Here is a 12,298-nt window from a genome sequence, read left to right on the forward strand (position 1 = left end):
TACGCACCCGTGACGCGTGCGCATGCCGACTGCGGCTACACTGAAGCGTCCTGATTGAGCCCCTTCGTCATGATTTCACGCTCCGGACGGGACGATGCGGGGGCGCAACCTGCCGCATCGCTTGCGTCACCCGCAAGGGATTGCGGACCATATCCACGCGTCGCTGGCACGACGCACCGCAGGCATTGGCTTTTGCGTCACGCCTGTGCGCTATGCGTGTGGCTCACACTTTGCCTCACCGCCTGCATGCCTGTGAAGGCGCTGGCCGCTGGCCCAGCGGCCAGCCCCGTGCTGCCCGCGCTGAAAAGCCTCATCACGGGCGCGCCCGCGTCGGCCTCGGGCGCCTCCGCGGCGCAGGCGGCTTCCGCCCCCTCGCCAGCGAGCCAGGCCGAGTTCACGCGTTCGCTCGACAGCGTGATCGCCACGCTCGACAACGATCGCCAGCGCAATGCGCTCGTCTCCCAGCTCAAGAAGCTGCGCAACGCCTCGCAGAGCGTCGCGCCCGCGCCGGCCTCGGGCGCCGTCGCCACGGCCACTTCGGGCCTGCTCGGCGCCATCGCATCGGGACTCGCGTCGGTCGAGTCGGACGCCCGCCGTGGACGCAGCCCGCTGCACTACTGGGCCGGCCGCTTCAGCGCGGCGGGCGTGGAGCTCTATGCGCTCGCGTCGGGCGGCGAGGGCGAGAGCCCGGGACGCATCGTCTTCGACATGGTCGCGATGCTGGTGGGCTGGGGCGCGTGCGCCGCCGTGCTGCGCTGGCTCGAACGGCGGCTCCTGCGGCGCCTGTCGATGGCGACGGGTCTGCGGCCCAATCCCACCACGCTCGAACTGGTGTTCTTCGCGTTGCACCGCGTGGCGCCATGGATCGTCGCCTTCGTCGGCGCGCTCGTGGTCGAGCGTTCGATGTCCCAGGCGCTCGGGCGCACGGTGGGCCTCGTCATCGCTTATGCGATGGTCGCGGGCGCGGTGTTCTCGGCGATCTGCCTGATCATGTTCTCGCTGTTCGGGGCGGGGCACCGGCGTGCCGCCGTGCATGTGCTGATCCGCGACTCGCGCCGTCTGCTCTTCGCGATCGGCGTGCTCGCCGCGCTCGGCGATGCCGCCACCAATTACGAAGTCGCGCATCAGCTCGGCGTGAGCCTGGCCGCGCTCGTCTCGACCTTCGCGAACATGACCGCCGCCGTGCTCACGGCCGTGTTCGCGATCGCATTCCGGCGCCCGGTCGCGCATCTCATCCGCAACCGCAGCTATACGCTGCGCCACGATCACAAGGCGCTGACCGAGATCTTCGATGTGCTCGCCTCGCTCTGGCAGTTGCCGATGCTGCTGCTGGCCGCCGCGTCGATCGTCGCGACGCTGGGCGGCTTGAGCAGCAACGAGAACGTGCTGCAGATCTCGGTCGTCACGGCGCTGTTGCTCGTGCTCGCGTTCTTCCTCTCGGCGGTGATCATGCGCATCACGCGGCCGAACCCCGCGCGGGTGCGGCGCCGCTCGCCCTACCTGCGCCGCCTGTTGCGCTTCGTGGGCACGCTGCTCGTGCTGTTCGTGTGGCTCGCGTTCTTCGAGTCGTGCGCGCGTCTCTGGGACATTTCGCTCGCGGCGATCATCGAGGCGAGCGTGGCCGCGCGCGGCATCGCGCACGCGATCTTCGCGATCCTCGCGACGGTGTTCCTCGCGTGGCTCGTGTGGATCGTGCTCGACACCGCGATCCTCGAAGCGCTCAATCCAAGCGGGCCGCGCACGAAGGGCCGCGCGCCCAGCACGCGCGCGCGCACCATGCTGCCGCTCGTGCGCAATGCGCTGCTCGTGACGATCCTCACGATCGCGGGCATCGTCACCGCCGCGAATCTCGGCATCAACGTGACGCCGCTGCTGGCCGGCGCGGGCGTGATCGGTCTCGCGATCGGCTTTGGCGCCCAGTCGCTCGTGACCGACCTCATCACGGGGCTGTTCATCATCATCGAGGAGACGATTTCGGTGGGCGACTGGATCGATCTCGACAACGGCCATGCCGGCACGGTCGAGCATCTGTCGATCCGCACCGTGCGCCTGCGCGACGGGCAGGGCGCGATCCACGCGATTCCGTTCTCGCAGATCAAGATCGTGAAGAACCTCTCGCGCGATTTCGCGTTCGCGGTGTTCGAGGTGCGCGTGCCGTTTTCGGTCGATCTCGACACGGTCACGCGCATCATTCGCGAGACGGGCGCCGAGCTCATCGCCGACTTCCGTTACCGGCGCGAGATCCTCGGTCCCGTGGAGGTATGGGGACTCGACCGCTTCGACCCGAACTGGATGGTCGTGAAAGGGCAGATCAAGACGCGGCCGCTGCAGCAGTGGAGCGTGGCGCGCGCGTTCAACGCACGTTTGAAGCGCCATATGGACGAGGCCGGTATCCAGACACCGGTGCCGCAGATGCAGGTGCATATGTCCTCGCGCAGCGGGGACGATGAGCGCTTCGACGAGCCGCGCGCGCAAGACGCGGACCATCCGGACCATGGGGGCCACGCGGGTCACGATCCCGCGGCGGCTCATGGCGTGAGCGCGCATGCGGATACGGCGGCACGCGGCGTGACGCGCGACGCCTCGCACGAACCGCGTCCGGCGCCGCCACCCACGGCGGGCCCCGAGGGTGCGCCACCGCAAATTCCCGCTGCCGGGCGGAGCTGAGCGCGTTTCGCGCACGCTGCGCGCCGCCGTGCGGCGCGGATTCGAGGCACATTTCGCAGAGCGAAACAGGTTAGCCATTCTGTTCGGCGCCGCGCGCCCCTATGCGAACATGACCGGCAAACATTCACTTGCCGGAGGCGACAGCGTGACTTCATCGATCCGCGCGATCCAGGTGGCCGAGTCGGAGGGGCGCGCACGCGGCGCGCTCGTGCAGATCGCTGCTGCCGAACGCGATACCGTCGCCGCTGGCGGTGTCGCTATCCGCACCGTGCACAGCGGCGTCAACTACAAGGATGCACTCGCCGTCACCGGGCGCGCGCCCATCATGCGGCGCTTGCCCTGCGTCGCGGGCATCGAGGCGTTCGGCATCGTCGAGGCGAGCGCCGACGCACGCTTTCGCCCGGGCGACGCGGTGATGGTGCACGGCTTCGGCATTGGCGTCGAGCACGACGGCGGCTTTGCCGAACGCGTATGCGTGCCGGCGGACTGGGTCATGCCGATACCGGCCGGGCTCGCGCTCTTCGACGCGGCGGCGATAGGCGTCGCGGGCTACACCGCTGCGCTCGCCATTCACCGGATGGAGCACAACGGCCTCACGCCCGGCGCGGGCCCCGTGGTCGTGACGGGGGCGACGGGCGGCGTCGCGAGCCTCGGCATCGCGATGCTGGCCGCCGCGGGCTATGAGGTCGTCGCGATCACGGGCAAGGACGATGCGGCGGCGTGGCTGCGCAGCCTCGGCGCGGCGAGCGTGCTGCCGCGCAGCGCCGTGGAGGCGCCGGGCAAGCCGTTGCGTCATGCGCGCTGGGCCGGCGCGCTCGACTCGGTGGGCGGCGAGACGCTCGCGTGGCTCGCCTCCACGATGCTTGAAGGCGCGCCCATTGCGGCCTTCGGCAATGCGGGCGGCCATGCCTTCGGCGGCAGCGTGCTGCCGTTCATCCTGCGCGGCGTGCAACTGATCGGCATCAACGCGAATAGCCCGATGCCGCTGCGCGAGACCGTGTGGGGCCGCATCGCGGGCGGTCTGCGTCCACGTGGGCTCGACGCCATCGCCCGCGTGATCCGTCTGGACGACGTCCTCGAGGTCTGCGAGCGCCAGGTGCGCGGCGAGACGCGCGGGCGTTCGATCATCGGCTTTCACTGAGCAGTTTTCACTGAGCCGCCGTGCCTGACCGGCCGTGCCTGGGCTGCGTGTTCGCGCACGCCGCAGCGGCACGCCGTCGTGACACGCCGACTGTCTTTCCCGCCGCCGTTCAAAACCAAGGAGACACCCTATGACCCGCCTGTTCAGCGAGCGCTTCCTGCACGCCCTCGAGCCCGACGAACTTCGGTTGCTCGAGACGACACGGCGTCTTTGCCGCGAGCGCATCGGACCGGATGCCGACGCCGTCGCGCGCGAGGACACGTTCGCCGCCGGGACGTTTCGCCTGCTCGTCGAGCATCGCATCGTCGCCACCGCGTTTCCGCGCCGCTTCGGCGGCAGCGAGGCGCGTCAGCGCTTGCGCATCCGCCTCGTCGAGGAACTCGGCCGCGTGTGCAGCGCAGCGGCCTCGCTCGTGACGGGTGCCGATCTGTCGTGCCGGGCGATCGTCGCGGGCGCGTCCGAGGCCGTGCAAGACCAGTTGCTCCCCGCGCTGTGCGAGGGCCGCCTGCAGGCGGCCTTCGCGCTCACGGAGCCGGGGGCGGGATCGGACGTGCGCAATCTCGCGACGGTGGCCGTGCGAGCGGGCGAGGGCTATCGCGTGAGCGGGCGCAAGAAGTTCATCACGCGCGCGAACGTGGCCGACTGGTTCGTCGTGGTCGCGCGTTGCCGCGATGAGCAGGCGCCGGCAGGCGCCAGCCCCGACGACCCCTTTGTCGCGCTGCTGATCCCGCGCGACGCGCCGGGCCTCACCGCCGGTCCCGCCGTCGACAAGCTCGGCTGGTTCGGCGTGCCGATCGCGGAGCTCGCATTCGAGGGTGTGGCCGTGGACGCGCGCTGGCGCCTGGGCGCCGAAGGCGAGGGCTTCGCGCTCGCACAGGACGCGCTCGTGCGGGCGCGCCTCGGCCACGCGTCGATGGCGCTGGGCCGCGCGATGGGCGCGGTGGAGATTGCCGCCGCGTACTGCTGCGAGCGCGACGTATTCGGCAAGCCGCTCGGCGCGCATCAGGGCGTGCAGTGGATGCTCGCCGACGCCATCACGCAGATCGAGGCATCGCGTGCGCTCGTGGACGCCGCGGCGGCCAGCTACGACCGCGGCGACGCCGACGCCGCCGTGCAGGCCTCGATGGCCAAGATGCACGCGACCGATCTCGGCATGAAGGTGTGCACGGATGCGCTGCAACTGACCGGTGGGCGCGGGTATCTGAAGGCGTTCCCGCTCGAGCGCTTCTTCAGGGATGCGAAATTGAACCAGATCGGCGAGGGTTCGAGCGAGGTGCATCGCACGGTGATCGGCCGCGACGCCGTGCGCCGCGCGGGCGAGGCGTCGCTCGAGCGCCACCCGTGCCTGCCTGCGGGCAAGCTCACGACCGACTTTTGAGCGAAGCGCCTTTCACCGCGACATGCGTCAGGACGGCGCGTGTCGCGGCGAAGGGGATTGGGCCCTGTTGTTAGCGTGAACAGGCCCTGGCCGCTTAAATCACCTGCTCGCTGCGCAACTGGGCGAGCGTTTGCGCATCGAGTCCCAGTGCGCCATACACCTCCTCGTTGTGCTCGCCGAGCGCCGGTCCGCTGCGCGGCGCCGGCACCGTGCGGCCCTTCACGCGCGGCACGATGCACGGCGCGGGCACCGTGCCCAACTCCGGATCGGGCAGCCGGATGATCGCCTCGCGTGCGATGAAATGCGGATCGGCGGCGATGTCGTCGATGGTGTAGATCTTCGTGTGCGGCACGCCCGCTTCGGTGAGGCGGGCGCTGAGCAGTTCGAACGGCAGCGCGGCGAATGCGCCCTGCAGCAGCGCGTCGAGCGCTGCTGCATGGGCGACGCGGCTGACGTTGTCGGCGAAGCGCGGATCGTCGGGCACGCCGCCGAGCTCGAGCGCCGCGCACAGCCGCCGGAAGATCGGCTGCGTTGACGCCACCAGCGAGAACGCCACGCCGTCCGCGCTGCGGTACATGTTCGAGGGCGCGGTATAGGTCGCACGATTGCCATGGTGGCCGCGCACGAGCCCCAACTGCTCGCGCTCGACAGCAAGTGGCTCGAGCATGCGAAAGAGCGCCTCGGTCGCGGAAAGATCGATTTCTACGCCGCTTGCCTCGGGGTCCGAGCGCATGCGCACCAATTCCGCGGCAATGGCGAATGCCGCGAACAGGCCCGCCACCGTGTCGCCGAGCGGAAAGTTCATGTGCAGCGGCGTGCCGTCGGCTTCGCCGGTGAGCTGCGTGAGACCGCTCATCGCCTCGAAGATGCGTGCGAAGCCGCCGCGCTGGCGGTATGGCCCGGTCTGGCCGAAGCCGGTCAGGCGCAGCACCACGAGACGCGGATTGGCCGCGTGCAGCGTCTCCACGTCGAGCCCCCATTCCTCCAGCTTGCCCGCGCGGAAGTTCTCGACGAGCACGTCGGTGTCCTGAACGAGCCGCAGGAACAGCGTGCGCCCGGCGGCCTTGCGCACGTCGAGCGTGATGCCGCGCTTGCCGCGGTTCGTCACTTTCCAATAGAGGGCCATGTCGTCCTTGACGGGCTGCAGCTTGCGCAGCGCGTCGCTGCCGTCGGGGAGCTCGATCTTCGTGACTTCGGCGCCGAGATCGGCGCAGAGCGTTGCGCCGAAGGGGCCGGCGACCACGGTCGAAAGATCGAGAATGCGTACGCCGGCTAGCGGGCCGCGCGGCGGCGAGGGTTGCGTGACCATCGTGTCTCCTGAAGTCCGTTTGGGAATCCGTAGTTCCAGACACACTAGGCGAGAGGGCCGCGCCAGTTCAACTGGCATACCGCAGAGCGAAACACTATGCTGATTTTCTTGACCAACTAAAGGCCTTTCTCGACTATGGGATCGTCATCTTCAAGGCCCGCTGCAAAGCGGCCCGCCAAGCGCAAAGCCACCATGCAAACCGAGCCGTCAACCGCTACCGCAAGCCGCGCCGTGCGTCCGGGCGCACCGGCGGCACAGGGCGAGAAGCCCGCGAATGCGCGCTCACGTGCGCACGCCGCCATGCCGGTGCCGGCGGCGGCGCACCGCGTGGGGGAGCCGCTCTTGCCCGTGCCGCCCGACGCCGAATCGACCGACCGCCAGTTCGCGATCAACCTCGCCCGCGGCCTGCAGGTGCTGCGCGCGTTCACCCCCGCCGAGCCGATGCTCGGCAACCGCGAACTCGCCGACCGCACGGGCTTGCCCAAGGCCACCATTTCGCGGCTCACCTACACGCTGACCTTGCTCGGCTACCTGAACCGCAGCGAGAAGTATCAGCGTTACCGGCTGGGCGCGGGCGTGCTCACGCTCGGCTACCCGATGCTCGCGGCCATGCAGGTGCGCCAGATTGCGCGTCCGTATATGGAGAAACTCGCGCGCGAGACGCGCTGCACCGTGAATCTGGGCATGCGCGACCGGCTCAATGTGGTCTATGTGGATACCTGTCGCCCTGGCCGCGACAACAATGCACAACCCGACATCGGCAGCACGCGGCCGCTGCTCGCGACCTCGATCGGGCGCGCGCTGCTGATCGCCGAGAGCGCGAAGGAGCGCGCGGCGGTGCTCAACCGGCTGCGTTTGAGCGACCCCGAGCGCTACGCACTCGACCGGGACATCTGGGAGGCCGACCGCGCCGCCTTCGCCGAGCGTGGCTTTACCCTGAGCCGCGGCGACTGGCTGCGCGACATCCACGCGATCGCCGTGCCGGTGCGCCAGCCGCCCGACGAGGAGCGCATCGCGCTGAACTGCACCGTGGTGAGCCGCCGTCTTGCCGACGATTGGCTCGAGCGCACGGTCGCGCCGCTCCTGCTCGAAGCCGCACTGCGTATCGAGCGCGCCTGCGGGGTGACCGATGCAAGCGCGGCGGGCATCAGGTAAGCCTCATTCGGCGTACCGCATACAAAACATCAGTATCACTAATCATATGAACAAGGAGACACGATGATTCGCGACGCCGCACGGCTCAATCACCTGCTGACGCAGCTCTACCGCTTCGTGCAGGACGAGTGCATCCCGCTCGAAGCCGAGATCGACCGCACCGATGTGCTGCCCGAAGCCATCGTCGCGCGCATGCGCGAGCTGGGTCTGTTCGGCCACAGCATTCCCGAAGCGTACGGCGGTTCGGGCCTCACGACCGAGGAGCTGGCGTGCGTGAACATGGTGGTCTCGCAGGCCGCGCCCACGTTCCGCGCGCGCTTTGGCGGCAACACGGGCATCGGGTCGGAGGCGCTGATCGCGGACGGCACCGAGGAGCAGAAGCGCCGCTATCTGCCGCGGCTCGCGAGCGGCGAGATCACGGGCTGTTTCGGCCTGACCGAGCCAGGCGCGGGCTCCGACGCCACCGCGCTCGCCACCACGGCGCGCCGCGAGGGCGACTATTACGTGCTCGACGGCAGCAAGTGCTACATCACCAATGCGCCCATCGCCGATCTATTCACGGTATTTGCGCGCACCGATCCCGACGACCCTGGCGCGAGCGGCATCTCGGCCTTCCTGATCGAGCGCGGGACGCCCGGTCTGACGACCTCGCCCGCGTACCGGATGATGGGGCAGCGCGGCTCGCCGGTGGGCGAGATTCATCTGGAAGGCTGCCGCGTGCATGCGTCGGCGCTGCTTGGCGGCGAGCCCGGACGCGGCTTTCGCAGCGCGATGAAGGCGCTCAACAAGCAGCGCATCAACCTGTCCGGCTTGTGCGTGGGGCCGGCCATTCGCCTGCTCGACGAGATGCTTGCCCGCGCGAAGTCGCGCGAGCAGTTCGGCAAGCCCATCGCCGATTTCCAGCTCGTGCAGCAGATGATCGCGCAGAGCAACACGGAGATCCATGCGGCGCGCGCGCTGGTGCTGGAGACCGCGCGTGCACGCGATCGCGGCGAGGACGTGACGATGACGGCTTCGATGTGCAAGCTGTTTGCCTCCGAGATGTGCGGGCGCGTTGCTGATCGCGCGGTGCAGGTTTACGGCGGTGGAGGCTTTATCGCCGATAACCCGGTCGAGCGGCTCTATCGCGACGTGCGCCTGTTCCGGCTCTACGAAGGCACGACGCAGATTCATGAGCTCAACATCGCGAAGCTCACGCTGCGTGCGCCCCTGCATGACGCGCGCCACCATCTGTTGCATCAGAGTGCCGAGTGAGCGGGTGCACATCGCACGCCGTTCACAACCCATAGTTAAGGACTCCGGAGACACCTCATGGCCCGCCTGGGACCCACCGCTATCTGCCGCGAGCTCGGCGTGCGCTATCCAATCTTCGGCTTCTCGCATTCGCCCGACGTGATCGTCGCGCTGGCCGAAGCGGGCGGCTTCGGCGTGCTGGGCCTCGCGCGCGAGATGCCGCAGGACATCGCGCCCCTCATCGCCGAGGTCGAGCGGCGGCTCGCCGGCAAGCCGTACGGTATCGATCTCATGCTGCCCGCGGGCGTGCCGAAGCAGGCCGACATCGTGAGCGTGCGCGCGCAATTGCCCGATGCCCACGTCGAATTCGTTGCGGGCCTGCGTTCGCGCTTTGGCCTCGACGCACCCACGCGGCCCGGCTTCTTCACGACCCAGGTGCGCAGCGAGGCGCTATTCGACGCCCAGATCGAAGCCGTGCTCGCATCTGGCGCGCGTGCGGTTGCGACCGCGATCGGCATACGGCCCGAGTTGATCGCCCGGGCGCGCGCAGCGGGCAAGTACACGATCTCGCTCGTGGGCTCGCCGCGCCATGCGCACAAGGCGCTCGCGCTCGGCGTCGATGCACTGGTCGCGCAAGGCGCCGATGCCGGCGGCCACACGGGGCCGATCGGCACGTTCTCGCTGGTGCCGCAGATCGTCGCCGCCGCGGCGGGGCGGCCCGTGCTCGCCGCGGGCGGGATCGGCACCGGCGCCCAAGTTGCAGCGTCGCTCGCGATGGGCGCGCAAGGCGCATGGCTTGGCACGCTCTGGCTCGCGGCCGCCGAGAACCATACGCCGCCCGCGTTGCTGAGCCGCCTGATCGATGCGCACAGCGAAGACACGCTCATCACGCGCGCCCACAGCGGCAAGCCGTGCCGCGTCGTGCGCAGTGCGTGGATCGACGCATGGCAGGAACAAGACGCACCCGCGCCTTTGCCGATGCCCCTGCAGCAGGCGCTCACGGGCGCCGACTTCAGCGCGATGCACGAGTACGACCGCGCGGACCTGATCTACGAGGCGGCGGGCCAGAGCGTGTTTGCGATCGACGCGCCAACCACGGTCGCCGCGCAGATGGCAACGCTCGTCGCGCAGGCCGACGCCGCGCTTGGGGCGCTGGAGGCGATGCTGCCCGCTTGATGTGACGGCGCGGCATGCACGATCAAAGAAGTCAGCAGACCAAAACAAAGCGACACGGAGACGACACAATGAGTGCAAGAGGTTCGACCCGCGCGTGGCTGATCGTAGCCATGCTGTTCCTGTTCATGGTGATCAATTTCGCCGACAAGGCCGTGTTCGGTCTCGCGGCCGTGCCGATCATGCATGACCTGAACCTGAGCCCACGCGAGTTCGGGCTCGTTGGCAGCAGCTTTTTCCTGCTGTTCTCGCTTTCGGGCATTGGCTTTGGATTCGTCGCCAACCGCGTGCAGAGCAAATGGCTGCTCGCGCTGCTCGCCGTGATCTGGAGCGCCGTGCAGTTCCCGCTCGTGACGGCGAGCGTGACCCTGCCGGTGCTGATCGTGTCGCGCGTGCTGCTTGGCGTCGGGGAGGGGCCCGCATTTCCGCTGGCGCAGCACGCCTGCTTCAAATGGTTCGACAATGCGCACCGCAACGTGCCGAACACCATCGTGCAGCAGGGCGCGAGCGCAGGCCTGATGCTGGCCGGGCCGATCCTCTCGTACATCATCGTGCGCTACGACTGGCACACGGCGTTCTTCGCGCTCGGGATTGTCGGCGTGGTGTGGACGGCGCTATGGCTGGTGATCGGGCGCGACGGTCCGGTGGGCGCCGCTGAGCCGGCTCGCGCGGGTCATGCGGCTGATACGGCCCATGCGGCCCATGCGGCCCATCAGGCTCCGGGTGCGGCGCAAGACAACGCCGGCGAGACGATCGCCTATCGCCACCTGCTGCTCAACCGCACGTTCATGGGTGTGCTGTTCATTTACTTCGTCGAGTACGCAGTCGTATCGCTCGCGTTTACGTGGTTTCCCGTCTATCTGCGGCTCGGCCTGGGCTACACGCCCATCGTCACAGGCTGGCTTTTCTCGACCATCGTCGGCTCGTTCATCCCGGTCACGCTGCTGCTCGCATGGGTCTCGCAGCGTTTGATCCGCAAGGGCGTCAGCTCGCGCCTCGCGCGCGGCGCGCTGGTGGGCGGCTTCGCGATGGCGGGGGGCGCGCTGTTCATCGCGATCTCGAGCGGCCTCGATCCGGTGCTCAAGGTCGCGTGCCTCGCGCTTGGCGGCGCGGCGAGTCAACTGGTGTTTTCATTCGGACCGCTGATGATCAGCGATATCGTCACGGTCAGGCAGCGCGGGGCGCTGCTCGGCATCAACAGCTCTATCGGCACGCTTGCGGGGCTGATCGCGCCGGCCTTGATGGGCGGCATCGTGCAGGCGAATCTCGGCAACCCTGCGCTCGGCTACGAGCACGGTTTTCTCGTGGTGGGCGCGTTGCTGCTCGTGAGCGGGGCGCTTGGGCTCGTGCTGCTGAACCCTGAGCAGTCGCGCCAGCGGATCCTCGACGCCGCACGGCGTACGCGCACGCAGCCGCTGGTTGGGGAGAGCCAGCAGCAACGCGCCGTGGCGCCGTCGATGGATTTGGGTCAGCGCTAGCTACGCCGGGCGTGCGTACCGGCGTGCCCGTTCGCCAGAGCGGGCTGCCTGCGCGGGCTTTGAGGGTTTCGGTCTTGAGTGGAACTCGTCAAACCGCGAGTGCCAAGATGTCGTTCACGTGGGTGGCCATCTGCTCGCCCGCTACGCCATAGACGTGCAGCGAAACGCAACTCGCGACGCTGTCGTTGGAAAGCCGATGAATGTTCGCGCGGCCGCTCGCACCGAAGGAGATGGCGCCCGGCGCGCGCGGGTGTGAGCGCACCGTGTCCGCGCCGCCGCGCGCCTCGTCCCAGCGATAAAGCGTTTCAGTCAGCGTGCCTTCGAGCACCGCGTAGCCGCACCACGTTTGATGCGCGTGGATCGGGCTCGCGTGGCCCGGCTGCCAGACCAGCGAGGCGATTGCATAGCGCCCATGCGGATCGGCCGCGATCAGGTGGCGCCGATACTTCTCTGCGCTGCCCTCGCGCTGCGCGGCCGTGACGAGGTCAGGGTCGGCCAGCGCCTGGGCCAGCGCGGCGCGCACGCCTTTCGCAAAAGCGGCGTGGCGTGCAGGATCGGCGGGCGTATCCGCTTCGCCCGGACGGCGGCATGCGTCGAATGCTGCGTCGAGCGCGCCGCACAGGCGCGCAACGGCGGCGGCGTGCTGGACGGCGGCGCTGGCCGCGCTGACGGCGCTCGCGGCCTCAAGCATGAAAAGTTCGGGAGCGTTCATCGCGGGCCTCATCTGTTGTCGTCTTTCTTACAGATAGAGTTATAGCGTCCGA

The 12,298-nt window shown here is 68.9% G+C and carries 9 protein-coding genes; 7 read left to right on the plus strand and 2 right to left on the minus strand.

The window, feature by feature from the left end; genetic code table 11:
* The first annotated feature begins 246 nt into the window (after positions 1–246).
* From BO1_RS20370 to BO1_RS20380, 3 genes are all read left to right on the plus strand, one after another.
* On the plus strand, positions 247–2,667 hold the full coding sequence (locus BO1_RS20370; protein ID WP_245643856.1) for a mechanosensitive ion channel family protein: 2,421 nt from the start codon (positions 247–249) through the stop codon (positions 2,665–2,667).
* Positions 2,668–2,812: 145 nt separating this feature from the next.
* Positions 2,813–3,808, plus strand: coding sequence for an acrylyl-CoA reductase family protein (locus BO1_RS20375; protein ID WP_028219138.1), 996 nt, complete (start codon positions 2,813–2,815; stop codon positions 3,806–3,808).
* Positions 3,809–3,938: 130 nt separating this feature from the next.
* Entirely contained in the window at positions 3,939–5,186 is a 1,248-nt protein-coding gene (locus tag BO1_RS20380; protein ID WP_028219139.1) for an acyl-CoA dehydrogenase family protein, read from the plus strand.
* Between the two features lie 94 nt (positions 5,187–5,280).
* Here the strand turns inward: BO1_RS20380 and BO1_RS20385 are convergent, their stop codons facing one another.
* Complete coding sequence (locus BO1_RS20385; RefSeq protein WP_028219140.1) at positions 5,281–6,495, minus strand: CaiB/BaiF CoA transferase family protein; 1,215 nt, start codon at positions 6,493–6,495, stop codon at positions 5,281–5,283.
* Between the two features lie 300 nt (positions 6,496–6,795).
* Here BO1_RS20385 and BO1_RS51950 point away from each other — a divergent pair, with 300 nt between their 5' ends.
* From BO1_RS51950 to BO1_RS51960, 4 genes are all read left to right on the plus strand, one after another.
* Positions 6,796–7,650 carry an IclR family transcriptional regulator gene (locus tag BO1_RS51950; RefSeq protein ID WP_043285606.1) on the plus strand — a complete coding sequence of 285 codons (855 nt, stop codon included), beginning with the start codon at positions 6,796–6,798 and terminating at the stop codon, positions 7,648–7,650.
* Between the two features lie 63 nt (positions 7,651–7,713).
* Positions 7,714–8,904 (plus strand): acyl-CoA dehydrogenase family protein, encoded by a 1,191-nt coding sequence (locus tag BO1_RS51955; protein ID WP_043285567.1) that lies wholly within the window; start codon positions 7,714–7,716, stop codon positions 8,902–8,904.
* Positions 8,905–8,961: 57 nt separating this feature from the next.
* The gene (locus BO1_RS20400) at positions 8,962–10,059 is read left to right on the plus strand and encodes an NAD(P)H-dependent flavin oxidoreductase (protein ID WP_028219141.1); all 1,098 of its coding nucleotides are present in this window, start codon (positions 8,962–8,964) and stop codon (positions 10,057–10,059) included.
* A gap of 68 nt (positions 10,060–10,127) precedes the next feature.
* Positions 10,128–11,534 (plus strand): MFS transporter, encoded by a 1,407-nt coding sequence (locus BO1_RS51960; protein WP_052409530.1) that lies wholly within the window; start codon positions 10,128–10,130, stop codon positions 11,532–11,534.
* An 88-nt stretch (positions 11,535–11,622) separates the two neighbouring features.
* On the opposite strand, the gene BO1_RS20410 is transcribed toward BO1_RS51960, so the two are convergent.
* Positions 11,623–12,246, minus strand: coding sequence for a cysteine dioxygenase family protein (locus tag BO1_RS20410; protein ID WP_174490602.1), 624 nt, complete (start codon positions 12,244–12,246; stop codon positions 11,623–11,625).
* Positions 12,247–12,298 lie beyond the last annotated feature (52 nt).

The sequence above is a fragment of the Paraburkholderia oxyphila NBRC 105797 genome, assembly GCF_000685075.1.
Lineage (GTDB): Bacteria > Pseudomonadota > Gammaproteobacteria > Burkholderiales > Burkholderiaceae > Paraburkholderia > Paraburkholderia oxyphila.

What these genes read in the sequence shown, in the direction of transcription:
- BO1_RS20400 (WP_028219141.1), top strand. Translation starts at nt 8,962, where the DNA reads ATGGCCCGCCTGGGACCCACCGCTATCTGCCGCGAGCTCGGCGTGCGC.
- BO1_RS20380 (WP_028219139.1), top strand. Translation starts at nt 3,939, where the DNA reads ATGACCCGCCTGTTCAGCGAGCGCTTCCTGCACGCCCTCGAGCCCGAC.
- BO1_RS20410 (WP_174490602.1), bottom strand. Translation starts at nt 12,246, where the DNA reads ATGAACGCTCCCGAACTTTTCATGCTTGAGGCCGCGAGCGCCGTCAGC.
- BO1_RS51955 (WP_043285567.1), top strand. Translation starts at nt 7,714, where the DNA reads ATGATTCGCGACGCCGCACGGCTCAATCACCTGCTGACGCAGCTCTAC.
- BO1_RS51950 (WP_043285606.1), top strand. Translation starts at nt 6,796, where the DNA reads ATGCCGGTGCCGGCGGCGGCGCACCGCGTGGGGGAGCCGCTCTTGCCC.
- BO1_RS51960 (WP_052409530.1), top strand. Translation starts at nt 10,128, where the DNA reads ATGAGTGCAAGAGGTTCGACCCGCGCGTGGCTGATCGTAGCCATGCTG.
- BO1_RS20385 (WP_028219140.1), bottom strand. Translation starts at nt 6,495, where the DNA reads ATGGTCACGCAACCCTCGCCGCCGCGCGGCCCGCTAGCCGGCGTACGC.
- BO1_RS20370 (WP_245643856.1), top strand. Translation starts at nt 247, where the DNA reads ATGCCTGTGAAGGCGCTGGCCGCTGGCCCAGCGGCCAGCCCCGTGCTG.